The sequence below is a fragment of the Xanthobacter sp. DMC47 genome, assembly GCF_056313845.1.
In genome coordinates, this window is the sequence record NZ_JBQUZM010000004.1 from 420,297 (window position 1) to 444,480 (window position 24,184).

General features: G+C 63.1%; 17 protein-coding genes and 2 pseudogenes. 16 read left to right on the forward strand and 3 right to left on the reverse strand.

What is annotated here, in order from left to right:
• Positions 1–34: 34 nt before the first annotated feature.
• The 12 genes and pseudogenes from ACT54R_RS13610 (at position 35) to ACT54R_RS13665 (ending at position 16,795) form a co-directional block, all read left to right on the forward strand.
• On the forward strand, positions 35–1,000 hold the full coding sequence (locus tag ACT54R_RS13610) for an ATP-grasp domain-containing protein (protein WP_476327113.1): 966 nt from the start codon (positions 35–37) through the stop codon (positions 998–1,000).
• A 55-nt stretch (positions 1,001–1,055) separates the two neighbouring features.
• Positions 1,056–1,520, forward strand: a complete 465-nt coding sequence (gene folB / locus ACT54R_RS13615; RefSeq protein ID WP_476327115.1) for a dihydroneopterin aldolase — start codon at positions 1,056–1,058, stop codon at positions 1,518–1,520.
• A gap of 68 nt (positions 1,521–1,588) precedes the next feature.
• On the forward strand, positions 1,589–2,578 hold the full coding sequence (locus ACT54R_RS13620; RefSeq protein WP_476327117.1) for a class 1 fructose-bisphosphatase: 990 nt from the start codon (positions 1,589–1,591) through the stop codon (positions 2,576–2,578).
• Positions 2,579–2,694: 116 nt separating this feature from the next.
• Positions 2,695–4,302, forward strand: coding sequence for an acyl-CoA synthetase (locus ACT54R_RS13625; protein ID WP_476327119.1), 1,608 nt, complete (start codon positions 2,695–2,697; stop codon positions 4,300–4,302).
• Positions 4,303–4,729: 427 nt separating this feature from the next.
• On the forward strand, positions 4,730–5,806 hold the full coding sequence (locus ACT54R_RS13630; protein WP_476327121.1) for a glycosyltransferase: 1,077 nt from the start codon (positions 4,730–4,732) through the stop codon (positions 5,804–5,806).
• Positions 5,807–5,808: 2 nt separating this feature from the next.
• The gene (locus tag ACT54R_RS13635; protein WP_476327123.1) at positions 5,809–7,362 is read left to right on the forward strand and encodes a glycosyltransferase family 39 protein; all 1,554 of its coding nucleotides are present in this window, start codon (positions 5,809–5,811) and stop codon (positions 7,360–7,362) included.
• 101 nt (positions 7,363–7,463) lie between these two features.
• Positions 7,464–9,533 carry a putative bifunctional diguanylate cyclase/phosphodiesterase gene (locus ACT54R_RS13640; RefSeq protein WP_476327125.1) on the forward strand — a complete coding sequence of 690 codons (2,070 nt, stop codon included), beginning with the start codon at positions 7,464–7,466 and terminating at the stop codon, positions 9,531–9,533.
• 432 nt (positions 9,534–9,965) lie between these two features.
• Positions 9,966–12,478 (forward strand): annotated as a pseudogene (locus tag ACT54R_RS13645) (BPTD_3080 family restriction endonuclease); the annotation flags it as partial.
• Positions 12,479–12,524: 46 nt separating this feature from the next.
• Positions 12,525–13,469: an HNH endonuclease gene (locus ACT54R_RS13650; RefSeq protein WP_476327127.1), complete on the forward strand. Its 945-nt coding sequence runs from the start codon at positions 12,525–12,527 to the stop codon at positions 13,467–13,469.
• Positions 13,462–14,370, forward strand: coding sequence for a hypothetical protein (locus ACT54R_RS13655; protein WP_476327129.1), 909 nt, complete (start codon positions 13,462–13,464; stop codon positions 14,368–14,370). Before ACT54R_RS13650 ends, ACT54R_RS13655 begins: the two co-directional genes overlap by 8 nt.
• Positions 14,371–14,377: 7 nt before the next feature.
• A complete protein-coding gene (locus ACT54R_RS13660) occupies positions 14,378–14,746 on the forward strand; it encodes a DUF4357 domain-containing protein (RefSeq protein WP_476327131.1) in 369 nt (122 codons plus the stop codon).
• Complete coding sequence (locus ACT54R_RS13665) at positions 14,747–16,795, forward strand: UvrD-helicase domain-containing protein (RefSeq protein WP_476327133.1); 2,049 nt, start codon at positions 14,747–14,749, stop codon at positions 16,793–16,795.
• Between the two features lie 28 nt (positions 16,796–16,823).
• On the opposite strand, the pseudogene ACT54R_RS13670 reads toward ACT54R_RS13665, so the two are convergent.
• A pseudogene (locus ACT54R_RS13670) lies at positions 16,824–18,013 on the reverse strand (tyrosine-type recombinase/integrase).
• Between the two features lie 711 nt (positions 18,014–18,724).
• On the opposite strand from ACT54R_RS13670, the gene ACT54R_RS13675 reads away from it, so the two are divergent.
• Positions 18,725–19,171 (forward strand): hypothetical protein, encoded by a 447-nt coding sequence (locus ACT54R_RS13675; RefSeq protein ID WP_476327135.1) that lies wholly within the window; start codon positions 18,725–18,727, stop codon positions 19,169–19,171.
• Positions 19,172–19,339: 168 nt separating this feature from the next.
• Here the strand turns inward: ACT54R_RS13675 and ACT54R_RS13680 are convergent, their stop codons facing one another.
• Positions 19,340–19,579, reverse strand: a complete 240-nt coding sequence (locus tag ACT54R_RS13680) for a hypothetical protein (RefSeq protein WP_476327137.1) — start codon at positions 19,577–19,579, stop codon at positions 19,340–19,342.
• 2 nt (positions 19,580–19,581) lie between these two features.
• Positions 19,582–19,791 (reverse strand): CUE domain-containing protein, encoded by a 210-nt coding sequence (locus tag ACT54R_RS13685; RefSeq protein ID WP_476327139.1) that lies wholly within the window; start codon positions 19,789–19,791, stop codon positions 19,582–19,584.
• A gap of 112 nt (positions 19,792–19,903) precedes the next feature.
• Between ACT54R_RS13685 and ACT54R_RS13690 the strand changes: the two genes are divergently transcribed.
• The 3 genes from ACT54R_RS13690 (at position 19,904) to drt3b (ending at position 23,975) form a co-directional block, all read left to right on the forward strand.
• Entirely contained in the window at positions 19,904–20,626 is a 723-nt protein-coding gene (locus tag ACT54R_RS13690; protein WP_476327141.1) for an SOS response-associated peptidase, read from the forward strand.
• Between the two features lie 180 nt (positions 20,627–20,806).
• Entirely contained in the window at positions 20,807–22,042 is a 1,236-nt protein-coding gene (drt3a, locus tag ACT54R_RS13695; protein WP_476329181.1) for an antiviral reverse transcriptase Drt3a, read from the forward strand.
• Entirely contained in the window at positions 22,035–23,975 is a 1,941-nt protein-coding gene (gene drt3b / locus ACT54R_RS13700) for an antiviral reverse transcriptase Drt3b (protein ID WP_476327143.1), read from the forward strand. The genes drt3a and drt3b overlap by 8 nt, the downstream gene beginning before the upstream one ends.
• The last annotated feature ends 209 nt before the right edge of the window (positions 23,976–24,184 follow it).

The window sequence follows — 24,184 nt, forward strand, 5'->3', positions numbered from 1 at the left end:
CGAGGTCCGGCTGAGCTTGTGCGAGAGGAGCCCCATGCGCGTCTTCATCTGCGAGTACGTGACATCCGGCGGCATGCGCGACAAGCCCCTGCCGGAGGCGGCCCTTGCGGAGGGCCGCCTGATCCGCGACGCCATCGTGACCGATCTCCAGGAACTCGTCGGCGTCAACGTGGTGCTGGCCTACGACGATCGCCTGTCGCCGCCCAACGAGGAGGCGGTGCCGGTGCGCAAGGGCCAGGATCCCTGGATCATCTGGTCCAGCCTCGCCCAGGACGCCGACGTGGTGTGGCCCATCGCCCCGGAAGCGGGCGGCCTGCTGGCGCGCCTCGCCCGGCTGATGCGCGAGGGCGGCGCCCGCACCCTCGCCAGTTCCAGCGAGGCCATCGTGCTCGCCTCGAACCGGCTGGCGCTGGCCCGCCGGCTCGCCGAGCACGACATTCCCCACGTGCCCACCTTCCCCATCGATGCCCTGCCCGCCGGCCTCGACGGCGATCTGGTGACGCGACCGGAAGACGGCACGGGCTGGTCCGCCGCCCGCGCCTGGCCGAACAAGGCCGCCCTGCCCCGCTCCGGCGGCCTGGTGGTTCAGCCCTTCCTGAACGGAACCCTTGCCAGCCTCAGCGTGCTGGTGCGCCCGGACGGGGTGACGCTGCTCGCGGCGAACCGCCTCAGCATCAGCCACCTCGTGGGCGTCTTCGCCTTCGAGGGCGTGCAGGTGGGTGCCATCGCCGATGAGGACGGCCGCCTGGCCGAGACGGCGCGGCGGGTGTCGGAGGCGATTCCCGGCCTCTCCGGCATCGTCTGCATCGACGTGATCCTGACCCCGCAAGGCCCGATCGTGGCCGAGGTGAACCCGCGCGTCACCGCGTCCTACGCCGGCCTTCACGCCGCGCTTGGCGTCAATCCCCTCGCCTTCGTCCCCGAATTGATCCGCGAGGGCGTGCCCCCCTCGATGCCGCGCCTGCCGCGCTCGACCCCGATCGAGGTGAAGATCCGTTGAAAGCCGCCGGCGAAACCAATAGGAAGGCAACGAGTTTGAGGCTGGAGGCGCGCCAGTGGCGGCGCCTCCGCGCGAGGATGAGATGACCTCCGACGATCCCACCGCCTTGGCGGACACGCAGGCCGACGCCAGCCCCGCGCCCCGCACCCGCCCTCACAACACCGACCGCCTGTTCCTGCGGGCCCTCCCCTTCTATGCGCGTCACGGCGTATTCGATGCGGAGCGGGAGCTGGGACAGCGCTTCATCATCGACGTGGACTGTTGGCTCGACACCCGCCCCGCCGCCTGGGCGGACGACGCGGCCCTCACGGTGTCCTACCAGGGCATCTACGAGCAGGTCGCCGCGGTGGTGGCTGACGATCCCGTCCATCTCATCGAGACGCTGGCGGAGCGCATCTCCACCCGCCTCCTCGACCATTTCGACATGGTCGAGCAGGTGCGGGTGGTGGTCCACAAGCCCGGCGCGCCTGTCACCGGTGTGTTTGGTGACGTCGGTATAGAGATTGTCCGCACCCGCTGAGGCGGATACGGAGCCAGACCCGATCGGACTGCCGTCGGCTCTGCCGCCGGATCGAAGGAGAGCACAAGGTGAGCGTTGCGGTGAGCCTCAAGACCTATCTCGCGGACTGGGCAGGGAGCGATGCGTCGCGGCAGGCTGTGGCCGCCACCGTGAGTGCAATCGCCGAAGCCGGGCTCGGCATCGCCGACCTCGTGGCCCGCGGGCCACTGGAAGAGGGACTCGCCAACATTCGCGGCGTCGATCCCAACGCCGGCGGCGACGCCCAGAAGGAACTGGACGTGGTGGCCGAGGAGCTGATCCGCGAGAAGCTCCTGCCCACCCCCACCGCCTTCCTCGCCTCCGAGGAGAGCGAGGAGCTGATCCCGCTCAATCCCGAAGGCCGCCTCGTGGTGGCGGTGGACCCGCTGGACGGCTCATCCAACATCGACACCAACGTGTCCGTGGGCACCATCTATTCCATCATGCCCTATGACGCTTCGGCAGTCGCCAAGCCCGAGGACGCGGTGATGCGGCCGGGCTCAGCGCAGGTCGCGGCGGGCTTCCTCGCCTATGGCCCGGCGACCATCCTCGTCGCCACCTTCGGCGCGGGCACGCAGGTGTTCGTGCACGACCGCCGCACGGGCGAGTTCCTGCTGGCGCGCACCGACGTGGAGATCCCAGCCGAGACCAAGGAATACGGCATCAACCAGTCCAACGTCCGGCACTGGGATGCGCCGATGCAGCGCTATCTCGCGGACTGCCTCGCCGGCAAGGAAGGCCCGCGCGGCAAGGACTTCAACATGCGCTGGGTCGGCTCCATGGTGGCCGACGCCTTCCGCATCTTCACCCGCGGCGGCGTCTATGTGTACCCGCGCGACAAGCGCAAGGGCTACGACAACGGCCGTCTGCGCCTGATCTACGAGGCCTTCCCGCTCGCCTTCCTGGTGGAGCAGGCCAAGGGCGGCGCCACCGACGGCATGACGCGGATCCTCGACATCCAGCCCCACCATATCCACCAGCGCATCCCGCTGGTGTTCGGCTCCAAGGCCGAGGTCGAGGCCATCGCCTCCTATTACTGACGCGCGCATCCCGCCTGCCGTCGGCGTGCGGGACAGCTTGACCTTCCCCGGAAAAAAACGTTCGATCGTTTCCTTCAGGCGCAGCCGCCGGCAGAGCGGCACCGAGGGAGGTGACGATGCTCGTTCCGGCCGATGACTATGCGGGGCTCGTGCGCGCCTTTTCCTGGCAGGTGCCGGCCCGCTTCAACATGGGCGTTGCCTGCGCCGACGCCCACGCGGACGGTTCGGGCAAGCCGGCCCTGATCTTCGTGGAGGAGACGGGCGCTGTCCGCTCCTACAGCTTCGACGAGCTGACAGCCCTCACCAACCGCTTCGCCAACGTGCTGGTCGCAAAGGGGCTCCAGCGCGCTGACCGCGTGGCGGTGTTCCTGCCGCAAGCGCCGGAGACGGCCATCGCCCATATCGCCGCCTTCAAGGCGGGGATGATCTCGGTGCCGCTGTTCACCCTGTTCGGCGACGAGGCGCTGGAATTCCGCCTCGCCGCCTCGGGCGCCAAGGTGCTGGTGACGGACCTTTCCGGCCTCGCCAAGATCATGCGGGTGAAGGACCACCTGCCCGACCTCGCCCACGTCTTCGTCATCGGCCCGGACGCGGGCGGCGCCGCCTCCTTCGACGCAGCGCTGGCGCAGGGCTCGGACCGCTTCACGCCGGTGGATACGGGGCCGGACGATCCCGGCATCATCATCTTCACATCCGGCACAACCGGAAACCCGAAGGGTGCGCTGCACGGCCACCGGGTGCTGCTGGGGCACCTGCCCTGCATCGAGTTCGTCCATCAATACATGCCGCAGCCCGGCGACCTGCACTGGACCCCGGCCGACTGGGCCTGGATCGGCGGCTTGTTCGACGTGCTCTTCCCCTCGCTCTATTTCGGCGTGCCGGTGCTCGCCCACCGGGCGAAGAAGTTCGATCCCGACGCCGCCATGGCGCTGATGGCGGACCACCATGTGCGCAACGTCTTCCTGCCGCCCACCGCGCTGAAGCTGCTGCGGCAGGCGGACGTGCGGCATAGCGGCCTGAAACTGCGTTCCCTCCTCACCGGCGGCGAAACGCTGGGGGCGGAGTTGGGCGCCTTCGTGCAGGAGCGGCTAGGGGTGGAGGCGCGGGAAATCTACGGCCAGACCGAGTGCAATCTGGTGGTCGGCTCCAATTCCAGCTTCTTCCCCATCCGTCCCGGCTCCATGGGCAAGGCCATCCCCGGCCATGACGTGCGCATCGTGGACGACGCGGGCGTCGAGCTTCCCCGCGACACGGAAGGCCACATCGCCATCCGCCGCGGCGATCCGGTAATGATGCTGGAATACTGGAAGAATCCCGAGGCCACCGCGCACAAATATGCCGGCGACTTCCTCCTGACCGGCGACATGGGCCGGCAGGACGAGGACGGTTATCTCTGGTACGTGGGCCGCGCCGACGACGTGATTACCTCAGCCGGCTACCGCATCGGCCCCGGCGAGATCGAGGACTGCATTCTCAAGCATCCGGCGGTGGCACTGGTGGCGGTGGTGGGCGTGCCCGATCCCCTGCGCACCGAGGCGGTGAAGGCTTGGATCGTGCTGAAGCCGGGCGTCACCCCGTCCGAGGCGCTGTCGAAGCACATCCAGGATTTCGTGAAGACGCGGCTCTCCGCCCACGAATATCCCCGCCTCGTCGCCTTCACCGACACCCTCCCCATGACCGCCACCGGCAAGATCCTGCGCCGTGAGCTGCGCAGCCGGGGGTAGGCGGATCGCCGTCGCCCATAGTGCCGGACCGACTGCGGCGGATCGTACCTCAAAGCCGTAAGCCGGCTGTAAGCTTGGCTTCCTAGTGTCATTGCCCTACGAGGGGAGGCTTGCGGTGCGTGCCCCCATCGCTTACGGGAGGGGCTGCCTGAAATCCGTACGCTGGCCGTCGGCCGGATAGGGTGTGACATTCGACATGGGGGAGGCTCGCGGCACTCTCCCCCACGTTCCGGTAGGAACTGCGCAGGCTGTCCCCAGCGCGACCGTACCTTCGACCCGTCGTTTCGCAAGGCCGCTGGATAACGCACAAAGAATGCCGGATTCCGTGCCTGCTCCCTTCGGTTCCCCGTCTCCCCGCGGCCCCGGCGTCGTCCGGCAGAGAAGCGCCGAGCCCGAATCCGACGCGGTCGCCGGAGCGCTGCCCCCGGTGCCGCACCTGTCCGTCATCGTCCCGACCTTCAATGAGCGCGGCAATGTGGAGCGGATGCTCGCTGCCATCGACGGCGCGCTCAAGGGCGTTCCCTACGAGGTCATTTTCGTCGACGACGATTCTCCGGACGGCACGGCAGACACGGTGCGGGAGATCGGCAGCCGTGACCCGCGCATCCGCTGCATCCGCCGGGTGGGCCGACGCGGCCTTGCCGGCGCCTGCATCGAGGGGATGCTGGCCGCCCAGGCGCCCCTTGTCGCGGTCATCGACGGCGATCTCCAGCACGACGTGAACGTCCTGCGCACCATGTTCGAGCGCTCGCCCGACGCGGACCTGGTGGTGGCCAGCCGGTATGTTGAAGGTGGCAGTTCCGACGGGCTGAACCGCCGTCGCGGCGCCATGAGCCGCGCGGCCACCAGCGCGGCGCGGCGGGTCCTGGGGATCAAGACGTCGGACCCCATGAGCGGCTGCTTCCTCATCCGCCGCGCACTGGTCGAACGCCTCGCGCCCGCCCTTTCCCCCAACGGCTTCAAGATTCTCCTCGACATCATGACAGCAGGCAAGGAACCCATGCGGGTGGTGGAAGTGCCCATGGCCTTTGCCGCCCGCGACGCGGGCGACAGCAAGCTCGACAGCCGGACGGTGCTCGACTTCGTCACCCTTCTGATCTTCAAGATGAGCGGCGGCACCATCTCACCCCGGTTCGTCTGGTTCTCGGCGGTGGGCGGGGCGGGGCTCGTGCTGCACCTGCTGATGCTGAAGGGCGCGCTGATCCTCGGCCTCGGCTTCGCCGTGGCCCAGTCCATCGCGACCATCGGCGCCATGACGTCGAACTTCGCCATGAACAACGTCTTCACCTACCGCGACCGGCGCGTGCGCGGCCTCGCCATGCTCCCGGCCCTGCTCAAGTTCTACCTCATCTGCGGTGCCGGCGCGGTGGCCAATGTGGGCGTCGCCAGCTGGGTGTTCGAGGGCGGATGGCGCTGGTGGCTCGCCGGTGTGGCAGGCTCGATCATCGGCGCGGTCTGGAACTTCGCCATGACCTCCCTGTTCGTCTGGGGACCGTCGAAGTGAGCGTGTCCTCGCCAGGTCTCGCAGGGCCTGTCGCGGGGGAGCGGCGGGCCGGCCTGCGGGCGCTTCAGGCGCGGGTTTCGCCGGCCCTCGCCCTTGGCGCGGTGCTGATCCTGGTGCTGGCGCTGCGCCTGGTGTTCGCGGCCACCACCGGGCTCGGCAACGATGAATCCTACACCGTCGTCACCAGCCGTCTCCCGGCGCTGAGCTATTTCGACCATCCGCCCATGGCCTGGTGGCTGGCCCATGGATCGGCCACCCTCTTCGGATCCGAGGCGCCGCTCGCGGTGCGCGCGCCGTTCCTGCTGCTCTCCCTCGTCTCGACGGCGCTGATGTACCTGCTCACCGCCGGCCTCTTCGGCCGCTGGGCCGGGATATGGGCGGCGCTGATGATGGCCTGCGCACCCGTGCTCGGCCTTACCAGCGCCACCTGGGTGCTGCCGGACGGGCCGCTCATCACCTTCCTGCTCGCCGGAACGCTGGTGATCGCCCACGTCCTGTTCGACGAGCGGGCCCACCCGGCCATGTGGCTCCTGGCCGGTGCCTTCGGCGGGCTGGCGCTGCTGTCGAAATATCACGGCGTCTTCCTGTTCGCCGGCACCTTCCTGTTCCTGCTCCTCAGCCCGCGACACCGGCGATGGCTGGCCACCCCGTGGCCCTATGCGGGCGGCGTGATTGCCCTTGTCGTGTTCTCGCCGGTCATCATCTGGAACGTGCGGAACGGCTTCGCCTCGCTTGCCTTCCAGAGCGAGCGGGCGGCGGCGGCGGGGTTCCACCCGCTGATGGCGGTGATGGTGGTGGCCGGCATCGCCCTGTTCCTCACCCCCTGGATCTGGGTGGGTCTCGTCGCGGCGGCGGGGCGGGCGCTGAGGATGAGGCCTGTCAATCCTCGTGCGCTGCTGCTGATCTGCCTCGCAGCCGGCCCGGTGCTGGTGTTCCCGGCCATCGCGGCGTGGTCGGGGGCCAAGCCCTTCTTCCACTGGGCGGCGCCGGGCTACCTGATGCTCTTCCCCCTGCTCGGCCGGGCCACGGCGCGGCGATGGGCCGCCGACGCCTGGATTCGCGGCTGGACGGTCTGGTCCGTGGGCTTCACGGCGGCGGGCGTCGCCGTGATCGCAACGGTCTCCATGGTGCCCTCCCTCGGCACGGCGGCCTCCGACACGGGCGGCGATCCCCTGCGCGAACTCGCCACCTGGAGCGACATCGACACCGCCGTCCGGCGCCACGAGCTGACACCCGGCCGCTATGCCTTCGTGTCGGTGCCCGTGTGGCACATGGGCGGGAAGGTGGGCTATGCCCTCGGCCCGACCTGGCCAGTGGCGTGCATGGGCGACGACTGCCGCGGCTTCCTCATGAGCGACATCCAGCACGGCCAGAAGGGCGTCGACGCAGTGCTCGTGCTCGATGCCGGATCACCGGCGCAGATGAAGGACATGAGCCGGCGCTTCCAGAGCATCGAACCCCTCGAGACGGTAAATATCCGCCACGCCGGGACAGCCGTCGCACGGGTGGTGCTGGCGCTCGGGCACGGCTATCTCGGCGATCCCCCGCCGCGATAGGCCCCCGAGGGGGCTACCTTTGGCCACCCCGCTCCCTCCTGTTCAAAAGCCCGCGCCGTGATAGCTTGACCTTGAGCGTCGCGGGAAGGGCGAGAGGCGACATGGCCGGAACTTTCGACTGGCTCGACAAGGGGATAGCTGAGGCGCTCGACGCCGTCCCCGTGCCGGTGTTCGTGAAGGACCAGGACAGCCGGTTCATTCTCATCAACCAGCGCTGCGAAGAGCAGCTGGGCGTTCCGCGCGTCGAAATGATCGGCCATACCGGAGAGGGCCTCTTCCCGCCCGGGCAGGTGACGCGCTTCATCGAGAACGATCGCCGCGCGATGGGGGGCTCCGCCGTCTCCTGCGAAGAGGTGGTGCGCAACCTCGCCACCGATCAGGATCGTACCCTGCGCACGATACGCCGGCCGATCCACGATCCGCTTTGCGGGACGCGATCGCTCGTCGGGGTGTCCATCGACATCACCGAGGCCAAGCGGACCGAACTCTCCCTGCGCGACAGCGAAGAAAAGCTGCGGGGCCTGTTCGAGCTTTCGCCTCTCGGTATCGTCCTAAATGGAATGGATGGCAGATTTCTTGAGTTCAATCCCGCTTTCGCGGCCATCTGCGGGTACAGCGCCGAGGAATTATGCCACCTCGACTACTGGAAGCTCACCCCGGAAACATACGCCACCGAGGAACAGACTCAGCTTCAGGCCCTGCTCACGCGCGGTCATTACGGTCCGTACGAGAAGGAATATATCCGCAAGGACGGCAGCCTCGTTCCGCTCCGCCTTACCGGCGTGCTGCTTCACGCCAGCGACGGCACGGCCTACATCTGGTCCATCGTCGAGGACATCACCGCGCAGAGAAAGGCGCAGGAAGCGGTCTGGTTCCACGCCAATTTCGACGACATCACCGCGCTGCCCAACCGGCGCCTGGTCTACCAGCGGCTTGACGAGGAAATCGCCCGGGCACGCGAAGGCGGCCGGCGCATGGCGCTGCTGTTCGTCGACTTCGACCGCTTCAAGGAGATCAACGACGCGTTCGGCCACGACAAGGGCGACTTGCTGTTGAAGGAGGCCGCGCGCCGCCTCTCCGCCGGCCTGCACCCCACCGACACGGTGGGCCGCCTCAACGGCGACGAGTTCATGATCGTTATGGGCGCGCAGGAGGAGACCCAGCGGCTGGATGAAGTGGCGGAGGCCCTCAGGCAGGCACTGGGTGCGCCCTACCGGCTGGGTCCCGATCTCGCCTATTCTTCGGTGAGCGTCGGCATCGCCGTCTTCCCCCAGGATGGCGATAATGCCGACACGCTGGTGCGCCACGCAGACCAGGCCATGTACGAGGCCAAGGCGCTGGGCCGCAACCGCATCTGCTTCTTCCACCGGGCCCTGCAGGAAGAAGCCACGCGGCGCAGCCGCATCGCCAACGAATTGCGCGGCGCCATCGCTGGCGGGCAGTTCCGCCTGTTTTACCAGCCCATCCTCGACCTTGCGACGGGCGAGGTGGTGAAGGCAGAGGCGCTGTTGCGCTGGCAGCATCCCGAACTGGGACTGGTCGGTCCCGCCGACTTCATCCCCGTGGCCGAGCAGACGGGGGAGATCCTCGCCATCGGCCAATGGGTCTTCGAGGAGGTCCTGCGCCAGCTCGCCACCTGGGATGCGGCCGGAATGCCCCCCGTGCGCGTCGGCATCAACCGCTCGCCGGTGGAGTTCCGCCAGTCCGGCGACGTGCTCGCAGCCTGGCCCGCCCGGCTGGCGGAGCACGGTCTCTGCGGTCAGCGGCTGGTGGTGGAGATCACCGAGGGACTGCTGGTGGAACTGGGCGACACGGTGCGCGATCAGTTCGAGCGCCTACAGCGGATGGGGATCGCCCTCTCCCTCGACGACTTCGGCACGGGCTATTCCTCCCTCGCCTACCTGAGAAAGTTCGACGTGGACTTCCTCAAGATCGACCGCGCCTTCGTGCAGGGCGTCGCGCCCGGAGCGGACGATCTCGCCTTGTGCGAGGCGATCATCGTGATGGCGCAGAAACTCGGCATCGAAGTGGTCGCCGAGGGCATCGAGACCGAGGACCAGCGGGCCCTTCTGGCGGCTGCCGGCTGCCGGCTCGGCCAGGGCTTCCTCTTTTCCCGCCCCCTGCCCGCAGAAGCCTTCGCAGCCTTTGTCCGCGGGGCGCGGCACGACTGACGCGCGAGATGATGCGGAGAGGGATTGGGGAGCGGCGGAGATCGCCGGACGCCATTGCAGCAGCGACCGACCTTGGCCACCGACGTCGACCTTTGGCACGCCATTCGGCTCATTCCCATGGAGATGCCGGCAGGATCGTCGGCAAGCTCTCAGAGCCTAAAGGGGCGGTGCCTTCGACTGTGCTGCGGAAGATGGATACGATCCTGGAAGCACGTCGGCACAGGACTCTTGACTGCTCCGCGTGCACGTCATGCGGGGGATTGGGAAGGGTCGTGACATAGCGCGGGACGAGATTGCGGCTGCGATCGCGACGTTGGCCGGAACACAAAAAGCATGACTCGCTCTGCTGGGACGCACTGAGGCAGATCGAAAGCATTGGCATCAGGAGGTGTGCCGATATGATGCCGGTTGCATTCCGGGGGGATTCGCACCTTGTCGAGCTTTTACGAGCGGCCGATCCTGAATTCGCCCTATCGACCGCCTGCACAGCATCACCCGCTTGCCCCGCACGGACAACCGCTCGATGGCGCTCCACGGTCGGGGCGACGCCCAGCACGGTTCATTGCGCCGGTTCCCTCGTCGCGAAAGAAGCCATCGGCGGGCCAGGGCGCCCTCGATCTCGAAACCTATACGGACTACGCCCTTATCAACGAGATCCGCGGCTACCTCGCAATTTGGCGGGCGGTGCGCAACCCAGCCGACTGGGGCGTGACGGCGGCGACGCAGCGCCTCCTGGAGCACTGGCGGCACCATAAGTTCAACGGCCCGAAGCCGTTCTTCTGTCAGATCGAGGCGGTGGAGACCATCATCTGGCTCACCGAGGTCGCCCCCCGCCGGGCGGCGACGAAAGGCATCCTGGATCAGCTGGCCAAGGCCAACGAGGAGGCCAACCCGGCCCTCTTCCGCCTCGCCATGAAGATGGCGACGGGCACCGGCAAGACCACCGTGATGGCCATGCTGATCGCGTGGCAGGCGGTGAATGCGGGCGCAAGGCCTCCAAGGACTTCTCCCGCGCCTTCCTCATCATCGCGCCGGGCATCACCATCCGCGACCGGCTGCGCGTGCTGCTGCCGAGCGAGCCGGACAATTATTTCGAGACGCGAGAGATCGTGCCGCCGGAGATGCTGCCGGACATCCGCCGCGCCGAGATCGTCATCACCAACTATCACGCCTTCCAGCACCGCGAGACGCTGGCGCTGCCGAAGGTGGCGCGGAGCTTCCTGCAGGGCAATGCGCCCGAGCCGATCCGCACCTCCGAGACCGACACGGAGATGCTGGAGCGCGCCTGCGGCAGGCTCCTGAAGTTCGAGCGCGTCAACGTCATCAACGACGAGGCCCACCACTGCTACCGCCACAAGGTGGGCGGCGACGAGGAAGGCAAGCTCACCGCCGAGGACCGGCGCGAGGCGGCGGAGAACGAGGAGGCCGCGCGGCTGTGGGTCAACGGCATCGAGGCGCTGGACCGGCAGCTCGCCAAGGGCGGGCGCGGGCGCGGCGTGCGGGCGGTCTATGACCTCTCCGCTACGCCCTTCTTCCTGCGCGGCTCGGGCTATCCGGAGGGCTATCTCTTCCCCTGGGTGGTGTCAGATTTCTCGCTGATGGACGCCATCGAGAGCGGCATCGTGAAATTGCCGCGGGTGCCGGTGAGCGACAACCTCGCCCAGAGCAGCACCGTGGTCTACCGCAACCTGTGGAAGGAGATCGGCAAGAACCTGCCGAAGTCCGCCTCGGGCGCCGGCAAGCTCAGCCCGCACGATCTGCCCAATCTGCTCAAGACCGCGCTCAACGCTCTCTACAGCCATTATGAGAGCGTGTTCGCGGCGTGGGAGCGGGCCGGCATCGGCGTGCCGCCGGTGTTCATCGTGGTGTGCCAGAACACCGCCATCTCCAAATTGGTGTTCGACTGGATCGCCGGCTGGGAGACCGGCGGCGAGGGCGAACGGGCCGGCTTCTTCCCCGGCCATCTGGAGCTGTTCCGCAATTATGACGAGCACGGCGGTCGCCTTCCGCGCCCGCGCACGCTGCTCATCGACAGCCGGCAGATCGAGGCGGGCGGCACGCTGGACAAGAGCTTCCGCGAGGCGGCGGGGCCGGAGATCGAGCAGTTCAAGCGCGAACTGCTGGCGAGACAGGGCGCCGGCAGCGTCGGCGCAGAGGTGGACGAGGCGGACCTTTTGCGCGAGGTGATGAACACCGTGGGCCGGCCCGGCCGCCTCGGCGAGCAGATCCGCTGCGTGGTGTCGGTCTCCATGCTCACCGAGGGCTGGGACACCAACACCGTCACCCACGTCCTCGGCGTGCGCGCCTTCGGCACCCAGCTTCTGTGCGAGCAGGTGGTGGGGCGGGCGCTGCGCCGGCAATCCTATGAGGAGAACCCGGCCACCGGCCTGTTCGAGCCGGAATATGCCGACATCATGGGCATCCCCTTCGACTTCGCCTCCACCCCGCAGGAGACGAAGGTGACGCCGCCGAAGCCGGTCACGCGCGTCCACGCCATCAGGGAGCGCGCCGCGCTGGAGATAGTCTTTCCCCGCGTCAGCGGCTACCGGCGCGAGGTGGAGAGCGAGCGGCTGGAGCCGACCTTCTCGGAGGACAGCCACCTCGTCATCACGCCGGAGGATATCGGCCCCACCTCCGTTCTCATGGAGGGGATCGTTGGCGCGGGCGTCACCATCTCGCCCACCGTTCTGGCGCGGCTGCGGTCCTCGGAGATCAGCTTCAACCTCGCCAAGCACCTCCTCTATTCGCGCTTCCGCGATGAGGACGACGTGCCCAAGCAGCACCTCTTCCCGCAGATTCAGCGCATCGCCCGACGTTGGATCGAGGAGGGCTATCTGGTGACGAAAGACGTGCCCATGGGCGCCATCCTCTATCAGGACCAGCTCGACCGCGCGGCGGAGAAGATCGACATCGCGCTCACCCGCGGCGGCGGCGGACGGGTGGTACATCGAAATGTCGCACAGACATCTATGTGGTGCTCGGTAGACTAATATGCCGCATCTATACGTTGCAAATACAGACAATGAATGGTTTGACTTCCTGAAAGCCAACCAACCCCTTGAGGATATTAATTTTTGGAAACCAAGCCCTCAGGTTTTCAAGGCGGTAGATGAAGGCGAATTATTTGTTTTTCGCCTCAAGAGCCCCCGAAATGTTATCGGTGGATATGGCATCTTGGTCAGCAGCATCAACGTCCCGATTCAATTTGCATGGGATTCATTGGGAATCGCCAATGGACACAAATCACTCGACGAGATGATGCGCGTAATTCGTCGATACAGGACAGATCAAACGATCACACCTCAGACACTGATCGGATGTCGCGTCTTGTCAAACCCGGTATTTTTGGAACCCCATGAGTGGTTTCCAGTTCCCTTGGACTGGTCTAGCAACATCGTTACAGGCAAAGTGTACAATACCGAATCCGACGAAGGGGGCCGCCTGGTTCGAGAACTGGAGTTTAGAACAAATTCGACGGTGCTTTTTGAACGTGAGCGCACGAAATTTGACGGCTTTGGAGAAACCCCGCAAGCTCGTTACGGAGCGCCCATCGAAGTCCTTCCTCGCCTCGGGCAAGGAGCCTTTCGCATCAAGGTGGCTGGCGCCTACTCTTTTCAGTGCGCGATATCGGACACCAAAGTCCTGCCTGCACTAGAAGCCGCCCACATCCGCCCATATTCGAGCGGAGGATTACATGAATACCAGAACGGTCTTCTTCTAAGAAAAGACATTCATAGCGTTCTGGATTCAGGCTTTGCAACTATCTCGGATGATTATAAATTCCATGTCAGTGGGAAAATCCGCGAAATATTCAACAACGGAAATGAGTACATAAGACTTCACGGGGCCTCCTTGAAGCTGCCTGCAGCTCTGGATCGCAGGCCATCGACCGAGAACGTGAGATGGCATCAGCAAAATGTTTATGTAGGTGACTAACGTCGCCGGCCCCTTCACGGTGGAGAGCCTCTCCCCCCACCGCGTGCTGCCGGCGAGCGAGGAGGAACTGATCGACCTCATCCAGGCCGAGGAAGGCCGCCGCACGGCCGCCGACGCGGACCTCGCCGGGCAGGATTTCTCCGCCATCGTCATCGATTACCTGAAAGCCGAGGGCGTGAAGCAGCAGGCCAAAGGCGACCGCATCACCTTCGAGAGCCTCAGCCCCTGGCCCGGCCAGTGGATCGGCGCCTCCGGCACCTTCATCGAGGGCGCGGACGGCCCCGAGCGCCGCGCCGCCATCCTCATCGGCCCGGAATACGGCACCGTGGGCCGGCAGGACATCGTCGCCGCCGCCCGCGAGGCCGTGGACGCGCGCTTCGACGTGCTCATCGCCTGCGCCTTCAATTTCGACGCCCATTCCTCGGAACTCGGCAGCCTCGGCAGCCTGAAGATCCTCAAAGCCCGCATCAATCCCGACATGCATATGTCGGAGGAACTGAAGAACACCGGGCGCGGCAACATGTTCGTCGTCTTCGGCGAGCCGGACGTGAAGATCCTGGACGACGGTGGCCCGGACCTGCGGGTGAAGGTCGAGGGCATGGACGTGTTCGACCCCAACACCGGCGAAATCCGCTCCAACGACACCTCGGGCATCGCCGCGTGGTTCATCGACACCGACTATAATGAGGAAAGCTTCTTCGTCCGCCACGCCTACTTCCTTGGCGCCAACGACCCCTACAAGAGCCTCAAGACGGCCCTACAGGCGGAGATCGACGCGGAAGCCTGGGCGACGCTCTATTCGGATACGTCCCGCCCGTTCCCGAGGCCGGCGGGGCGGCGGATCGCGGTGAAGGTGATAAGTCACTATGGGGATGAAGTGATGAAGGTTTATGGGGTGTGAGGGAGAAATGAAGCCGGTCATGACTATTGAGGATGAAGCCGTGTTTGTGTTCCGGGCGGACTGCGCGCAGGGGATCGGAACGCCGGTAGAAGGACGAGCCTTCAAGGTATTTGCTGGCTCAACCGCCATGCGTTCGGGCACACCGAGAAGGAAGCGGGACGAGAGCTACCGCGACCGCCTCTTGAGTATTGGCGTGCTCGCTCCGGATACCGACCAGCGGCTGTATCGCTTCGAGCAGGATTTCATTTTCGACAGTGCCAGCCGAGCTGCCGGAATCATCAAAGATGGCAACGCCAGCGGGCCGCAACTATGGAAAAATGAAAGGACCGGCCTGACGCTGAAAGCCCATCTGGATAGAATACAAAAGGCAACCTGAATGCCCATCGTCCTCGCCGACAGCTTCATCTCCGCACTCGCCCGCCTCAGCAATGAGGAGCAGAAGCAGGCGAAGCTGACGGCGTTCGACTTGCAATCAAATCCGGAGCATCCCGGCCTTAAGTTTCACCGCATCGACAAGTCGAAGGATCCGAACTTCTGGTCGGTGCGCGCCAACCGCGACATCCGCCTCGTGATCCACAAGACCGGTGACAGCCTGCTGCTGGCCTATGTGGACCATCACGACGCCGCCTATGCCTGGGCCGAGCGGCGGCGGATCGAGGCGCATCCGCGCACCGGCGCCATCCAGATCGTGGAGGTGCGCGAGCGTGTGGAGGAGGTGGCCGCGCCCGGCCTGCCCCTGCCAGTCCCGGCGCCAGCCCCCATCGCCTCTCCGGCCCTCTTCGCTGGCCTCGACGACGACGCCCTCCTCTCCCTCGGCGTCCCGGCGGACTGGCTGGCCGACGTGCGCGCGGTGAATGAGGACGGCTTCTTCGCCCTCGCCGCCCATCTGCCCGCCGAGGCCGCCGAGGCACTGCTGCAATACGCCGCCACCGGGCGCCTTGCGCCGGCGCCAGTGCCGGCCGCAGACCCGTTCGCCCATCCCGATGCGCTGCGCCGCATCCGCCTCATCGCTAACCAGGAGGAGCTGGAGCAGGCCCTGGCTTTTCCGTGGGAGAAATGGGGCGTTTTCCTGCACCCCTCCCAGCGATCGCTGGTGGAGCGCACCTTCAACGGCCCCGCCCGCGTCGCCGGCTCGGCCGGCACCGGCAAGACCATCGTCGCCCTCCACCGCGCCGTGCGCCTCGCCAGGGCCAATCCGGCGGCGCGCGTGCTGCTGGCGAGCTTTTCTGATCCACTGGCCGAGGCCCTGGCGCAGAAGCTGCGTGTGCTCGCGCCCGACACCGGCGGCGTGGTGCCGCGTATCACGACCGCCTCGTTTCGCGGCATCGCCGGAGAGATGTTCCAATTGGAGCACGGCGTGCGCCCGCGCATCGCCTCGGATGGGGTGCTGCGCGCCCGGCTGAACGCCGCCGCCGCCGAGACCGGCCTCAAGGGCTTCTCGGAGCGCTTCCTGCTCTCCGAATGGACCCATGTGGTGGACGCCTGGGGGCTGTCATCTCTCGATGCCTACACCGGCGTGCCGCGCATGGGCCGCAAGAGCCGCCTCGGCCCCAACCAGCGTGCCCACCTCTGGCCAGTGTTCGCGGCCGTGCGCACGGCGCTGGCGGCGGAACGCTACACCACCTGGGCGCAGGTGTTCTCCTCCCTCGCCGAGGCGCTGGCCGCCCGCGCGGCGCGGCCCTTCGACCATGTGGTGATCGACGAGGCGCAGGACCTCGCGCCGGCCGAGCTGCGTTTCTTCGCGGCGCTGGCCCCGGCGGGCACGGACGGACTGTTCCTCGCTGGCGACGTGGGCCAGCGCATCTTCCAGCATCCCTTTTCCTGGGCCGGACTCGGCGTGGAAGTGCGCGGCCGCTCGCACACGCTGAAAGTCTGCTACCGCACCTCCCAGCAGATCCGCCGCGCCGCCGACCGCCTGCTGCCCACTGTGCTGCGCGATGCCGACGGGCTAGAGGACGAACGGCGCGGCATCGTCTCCGTCTTCGACGGGCCGCCGCCCGAGGTGGCGCGCCTGTCCTCTCCCGAAGCCGAAGCGGAACGGGTGCGCGTGACGGTCTCCGCCTGGCTCGCCGAGGGCATCGCCCCACAGGAGATCGGCATTTTCGTGCGCACAGAGGAATTGGTGCCCCACGCCCGGACTGCGCTTGCCGGGCTGCTCGGGGCCGAGTTCATCACCACCGCGCCCATGAGCCTCGCCAAGGGGCTGGAGTTCCGCGCAGTCGTGGTGATGGCCTGCAACGAAGGCATTTTGCCCCTCGACGCACGTGTCGCCGACGCCGCCGACGAGGCCGAGTTGGACGACATCTACGAAACCGAGCGCCGCCTGCTCTATGTAGCCGCGACGCGGGCGCGCGAGCATCTGTTGCTGTCAGGTGTTTTTCCCGGTTCTGAATATCTCGCCGACTTCGCCCAAGGGGAGAAATAGCCGACGAGCACCCCAGAAGGGCGCTTGCTCACCCCTCCCCCTTCCACACCTCCAGCTTGTCCGCCCACCACTGCATCATCCGCACACGCTCCTCCCAATGCTCCCCGCGCGCATAGGCGCGGCGGATGGCATCGGCGTCCTCGTGGGCGAGTTGGCGCTCGATGGCGTCGGCGTTCTACTGGCTGCTTTCATTCAGCAGCGTGGACGCGGTGGCGCGGAAGCCGTGGGCGGTGACTTCATCGGCAGTGTAGCCATGCGGCGCAGGGCGGCATTCAGGGTTTTTCCCGAGATTGATCGCACAGTGGAGCGGACATAGGGGAAAACGAGCCGCCCGGTTCCCGTATGCCGATGCAACTCGCGCAGAAGCGCCACCGCCTGCGTCGAGAGGGGAATGCGGTGGGCGCGGCGCATCTTCATCCGCGCGGCGGGAATGGTCCAGACCGCCTTCTCCAGATCGAATTCCGCCCATTCGGCCGCACGAAGCTCGCCGGGACGGGGAAAGAGCGGCGGGAGAAGGGCCAGCGCCGTGCGCGTCGTCGCCTGCCCATCAAAGGAATCGAGCGCGCTCAAAAGAGCGCCGAGTTGCGCGGTGCCGATCAGCGCGGCGCGGTGCTTCACCTTGGGAGCCACCAGTGCGCCGCGCAGGGCGAAGGTCCGATCGTTCTCGGCGCGCGCGGTGGCGATGGCATAGCGGAAGACCGAGCCCACGGTCGATCGCAGCCGCCGGGCGCTCCCCCGTCGGCCGCGCTGCTCCACCTTGCGCAGGACGACAAGCACCTCGGCCGCTGCAATCTCCGAGATCGGACGTTCGCCGAGATCGCCATAGGCGAAGGACAGCAGCCATTCGACCTTCGCCAGAGTGGCGGGCGCTCGGCCTTCGCGCCGCAGCTTGTCGAGATATTCCTCGGCGACAAGGCGGAACGTGTTGCCGGAGGTGGCCACCGCCGCAATGCGCGATTCGCGCCGGGACCTCGCAGTGTCGATGCCGTCCGCGAGCTGCACCTTGGCTTCGTCTCTCTTCTCGCGCGCCTTGGCGAGCGTGACGATCAGGTAGGCGCCCAAGGCGAGGAGCTTCTCCTTGCCCTCGAAGCGTTACTTCAGCCGCCAGAGGCGCGAGCCATTCGGATTGACGAGGAGGTGCAGCCCGCCGCTGTCGGACGCCTTGAACGGCTTCCCAGTGGGCTTGAGATTGCGAATGGCGAGGTCTTTAAGTGCCATCGGTGGGGTGTCGCCGCTGGGGGTATGGAGCCGATACCCCCAAAGCTCCCCCCAGATTCGCCGGATGCAACCGCACCTTCCCGCACCATGCCGGACAAGCAAAACGAACTAAGCTATTGACTTTTCAGTACTGAAAGATCGACTTGGGCGCTACTAGAGCGTGAAATGGTGCCCAGGGGCGGGGCGCTGCTGCCGCGGAACATCAGGCCATTAGATCTAGGTGGGAAAGCCGGCTATCTCACCCATACTCAACGGCTCGCAGCCCGCCCTTTCTCACCCAAGAGGCCCGTCGGCGCCTCCCAGAGGAGAGCGAAGCCTTCCAGTGGTGCCGGGGCCGGCGCTTTAGCTCTCAGTCGCCCTTGCCCGCTCCCGCCCATCAATGAATTCAGCGAGAGGCGCCTCCGGCGCCGAGCTTCAGGCTGCGATCGCCGACGCCGATCACCTGCTGGCGCCTATGAGGAGCGGGCCGGCTCACACCGTCCGTAGCGTCGCGACGAAGGGAATCCTACCCCGCCAGCCTATCCAACGGTCGCTGCCCTTCGGCCTTTAACTGCAAGCCGCATCCCTGCTGGCGGTCACGATTGGAGGAAACGCGGTAGACGGCGAAGGGAGGCGACGGCTCGCGAGGACTGCCCCCGTCGCTTCGTCTACCGCGGCGAATCATGCCTAACTGTTGCCTGCTCGCACACTCACGCCAATCGCGGTGCAACCATGGAAAACGACCGTATCAATAGAATAAAGTCCGGAATAAGCGGTATAATAAAAATTCAAGAACAAGCGAAAATAGATCGGGCCACGCAGGCAAAACAAAGAGAAGACTATGAAGCAGCAAAAAAATTAGAATGGGAAGAGAAGCGCATAATTATTAATTCGACAGTCGATTCTGTATCAGCGGAATTAAATGATGGACAATTTAAATTAAACAAACAACATAAGAGGTCTGCACACGCGACAAACATATTTACTGTTATAGAAATTATCGCATATCCGATTACCCAGATTCCACTTACATTAACGGTCTACGACTCCTGGAAAGTCGCGGCAAATTGCCCACTATTTGAGAACAGGACCGCTTGGAGCGGTGTAGAATTATCAGACATTACAGCTGACCTAGTGCGCGAAGTACTCTTAGCTTACGTCGAAAAAGCTGTGAAGTGATAGGCACGACCCCGCTTCAGAGCCGCCTCTCAAGTTAGGAGAGGTGGCTCTGAGGCGAGACACCAAAGGGGGGCGACATACTGGCAACCACCGAATTTGCGACCCCCCGGCATGCGCCTCGCCCTCCTAGGAGATAACGAAGCCTTCCATTGGCGCCTCACCCTAGTTCTAGCTTTCCGTTGATCTTGCTCGTTCCCTCGCATCAACGAATTCGGCGAAAGGTGACCGCCGTAGAACGCGGGCGCCGTGGCGCAAAAGCAGATAGCGGCCTTTGCGTTGGGTCAACGCCGCCTCGAATGCTCCAATGGCGACGATGGCGTTTCCGCATGACGCCATTACCTCGATGATCCTCACGCCGGCGTCGTCCCACATCTCGACATTGAAATCATGCTCGACCTTGCCGCCCATGATCAGTCCCCCAGCGCGTGGCGGCGCCGGCGGAAGCCGGACGACGCATCGGCCTGGAGCCGAGACATCTCGTGCTCAAGGTAGGCCTGACCCACTAGGAGAGCGCGGATCGTGGCGCGGGCATCGCCATCGCAGGCCGCCAGGGCCTCCTCGATCTCCGTATCGCTGACGTCAAAAGGGGTTCGCTCGGCGGGCTGGGGCTCGCTCGACATGGGTCATCTCCGGCGCTGATCTGCGCCTATGGATTCCACGAGAACGAAAACAGAACAAGCCACGAGATATAGGGGCTGGCGCGCGGCCAGCGCTGTGCCGTAGCCTTTAGCTATGTGCAACCTCTACAGCCACACCTCAAACGTTCAGGCGATCATCGATCTCGTCGGCGCGACGCGGAACCTCGCCGGCAATCTGCCGCCACAGCCGGCCATATTCCCGGACTATCAAGCGCCAATCGCCCGAACTGGCGCCGACGGGGCGCGCGAGATTGCCATGGCGCGATGGGGAATGCCGTCTTCGCAGCTGGCGCTTATGGAGGCGGCCAAAAAGCGCGCCGCAAAGCTGGAGGCCAGGGGTCAAACGGTCGACTTCAAGGAGCTGCTGCGTTTGGAGCCGGACGCCGGGACGACTAACATCCGCAACACGTTGAGCAAGCACTGGCAGCGATGGCTTGGCCCGGAGTGCCGCTGCGTCGTGCCCTTCACTAGCTTCAGCGAGTTCAACAAGGCCGCTGGCGGCGATGTGTGGTTCGCCTTTTCGGAGGCTCGGCCGCTGGCGGTTTTCGCCGGGATCTGGACGGCGGGATGGACCTGCGTCCGCAAGATGAAGACAGGCGTTGAGACCGCTGACCTGTTCGGGTTCCTCACCACAGAGCCAAGCGAACCGGTCGCAACGATCCACCCGAAGGCGATGCCCGTGATTCTAACTGAACCAGCGGAAATCGAAATCTGGATGACGGCACCCTGGCAGGACGCCGTAGCGCTGCAACGCCCGCTCCCTTCGGATCTGCTTAAGATCGTGGCGCTGGGCCTCAAGAAAGACGGTAGCGGATAGGAGACACGTCGCCGCCACAAGGGGCGAGACAACCCGGCTCTCACGACTGTTTCATTCCGCCAAGCGACCTTGCAATTGAAGACCAACGAAGGCGTCATAGAGGTTGTGTCGGAAGCTCCACCGTCATAACAATTTCTCCTTTGTCGGGAGGAGGTCAAGCTGCCGGGATCGGTATTTTCGATAAGCTCGCTGGGTCGCTTGGTTCGTGCTGGCGATTCACAGCGGTTTGGCATTGACCTCGCCAAAAACGGGGTCGCGCTGCTTGAGCCAATAAGCCAAGCGGCAATCAGTCGGTCTATCGATCTGTCTGCGGGCCTGTCGATTGCCCGAGTGAGGCGGAAGCCGTGCAAATCCTACATTGATTTTCCACAGCAGCTCGTACTGCGGGCTGTGTCATCCTACATCGCTCGTAGGTACCGCCTTGCCCCGCCCAACAGGGATCGTATTATCGCCGATGTAATTCGGAGCATGATGGACGGGACGCCGTTCACCGTAATTCGGCGAGATATAGAATCATTTTATGAATCAGTGGATCATCAGAGACTAAAGGATCTACTAGCGTATAACACATCGATACCGAGTGACGTTAGACACTATATTATTCAATATTTTGATGTTCATTGCCCATCTTTGCGCTTCGGGTTACCCAGGGGAATCGGCCTCAGCGCAACACTCGCTGACCTTGCAATGAGAGAATTTGACCAAAAAGCCCGCTCGCTGCCCGGCGTATATCGATACTATCGTTACGCGGATGATATGCTTGTTTTTTGTTTCCAAAACGTAGGCGGTGTAGAAAGTGGGTTACTGGGCTGTCTGCCTGAAGGAATGAAATTCAATTCTAAGAAATCGACACTGATAGACTACACCTCCACAAAGGTACTTTCCCCCACCTCATTTGAGTACCTCGGCTACGAAATTGCTACATCCACCGGCGCCGGGCCTGCCGCGCGGACGGTGGATGTAGGAATAGCCGAATCAAAGATAAAGAGGATTAAAACGAGAATAATTCTCTCGCTCCAATCGTTTCTGAAAAACGGGAATGGCCCATTGTTAATCGACCGCCTTTCCATGCTGGCTGGAAACTACCAAATCAGCCGCCAAGGAGTGTCGGAGTGGCGCCATGGGCCTAAGGTGCGGTCGGGCATCTACTACAACTATGCACTAGTTGGAGGATACAAAGGACTTCAATTTAAAACAGCCCCTCCCCAGGCATTATCCGATCTCGATCGATTTCTCCACGGACTACTGAAAGGCAAGTCGAGCAAATTTAAAGCACGACTCGCGGCCGGACTGACGCAGGTGGAGATAAACCAACTAAACTCGATCTCTTTCCGGCTCGGATTCCAATCACGGCGCATGATTAGATTTGAGAGCGGGCGACTGACTGAAATACGAGGAGCTTGGAGAAATGATTGATCAGTCTAGCCCATCATTCCGATTTAGAAGCCTCTTAACTGAGACACTTCCCTACGAGGTTCCTGTTATATTTTCTAACGATACATTTCACCAGATTCTAAATAGACAGTTTGCAACGAGACTCGATCAAGCTCTTGTGCGCCTTCTAAAAACGGCGGAGGGATCAAAATACACAATTCCATATAATTATCATATTTCAAACGGCGACGGAAGTTTCCGAACTTTAAGCATCATTCATCCGATGATGCAGAATAAAATCTCTGAATTCTACGAACTAAACCACGGCGCCATCTTAAGCCACACGTCTCGTGGCAGTTACTCTTTGAGACACCCCTCCAACCTGGCCTCACCTTTCGGGAGGGACTTAGTTTTCGACGCCGAATCTAAAGGGAAATCAGGCCAGCCAGAGCTACAACGGCCGAAGGGCGACCCCATCCTGTCGCACATGACATCGTACTTCTCATATACAAGGTATAATTTGCTAGGAAAATTTATTGCATCCCGTGAGTTTCGCAAACTCGAAATGACGTATCCAAGAATGCGTCAACTTGATATATCGAAGTGTTTTTATAACATTTACACGCATTCGATTAGTTGGGCGGTCAAAGACAAAAGTTTTTCTAAAGAGCACCATCAGAAATACAGTTTTGAATCCGAATTTGATAAATTAATGCAGAGGTCAAATTACAATGAGACGAATGGAATTGTCGTTGGACCGGAACTTTCTCGAATATTTGCTGAAATAATTCTTCAAAGTGTCGACGTACGAATAGAGCAATTGCTTACCATGAAAGGAATGAAATCCGACGATGTCTATAGTATACGTAGATATGTAGATGACTATTTCGTATTTTCAACAGATGATCGGGCACTTGACGATATTGAAGTGGAAATTCGCAGAGCTCTTGGCGAGTACAAACTTTACGTTAACGAGAAGAAGATATTAACCAAGGGTCGCCCCTTTGTTTCAGACTTAACTCTTGCCCGTCATGAAATTGATCAAGCTTTTAGCCTTATAATTTCTTCACTGTCCGCAGTCATGGGGCAAGACCCAACGGCACGCTCGGCAGCTGCACAGACGATCGTAGGGCAATTCCGCTCTATTCGACTTATCGTATCGAGATACAATGTTAAATTTGCAAACTTTAGTGGTTGGCTTTTGGCTCGTCTAAGGAGGATTATGAGACGATGCAAACGTGAAGCAGAAAATTGCTCCGATGCAAACACAAAGGAGACTTTATCACGTGTCGCTATTGCAGCATTGGAGGCCGCTCTTTACATTTGTTCGGTGGATCTGAGAGTGCGAACTACCTACTCGTTGTGCCAGATAGCAGCCCTAATGTCGGATCCCGTAGATGTTTTTGGCGAGCAGAACGCCGGCTTAATAAGGCACCTCATTTGCGAGCGCTTGGCGGCGATCGCCAAAATTCGCGTGGCCAACAGACCGTCCATATGTTCGATTGATGATGTCGAACTGTGTAATATTCTAATATGTGGATCTCAATTCATTGGGCATGAATTTCATTCATCTCCTGTAATTGAGAACATATTTCGAAATGTCATGACCGAAGATAGAATCACATACTTTAATTTTATAACATTTTCATTTTGCATGCGAAAGAATAGAACCTTATATGTAAGTCAGCTTTCACATATTCAGGATCTTGTGAAACGCAGAATTCTCGACCCGAACACTGATGTCGCCGTAGACTCGGAAGCGTTCCTTATGGCCGTTGATTATATTTCTTCACCTGACATAGCGGACTCTGACAAGCAGGCAATTTTCGCTCACGTTGCTGGGCGAAGTACCCTACCGAGCTATGCCACCCTCCGGGTGATTGCGGAGCATTGCCGATTCGTTGACTGGACGGGGTTGTCAGTCGAGCATCAGGTCCGGCGAAAGCAGTTGCGGCCCGTGTACGCTTGGAGTTAGATCGTCTTGGGGCTGTATGCCGAATGCGGCGGTTCGTCCGTCGACAACGCGTTTAGACGGGGTCTTGGCTTGCATCCGCCCGCGGAGACCTGGTTTTAGCACGGGCTATCTTTTCGGGGATGGCACACACGGGTCGGCATGCAGCCCCACTACGCTGGCACTACCCCTTGTCAACTTTCACCGTATGCAATCGGCGTCAGGGATGAAGC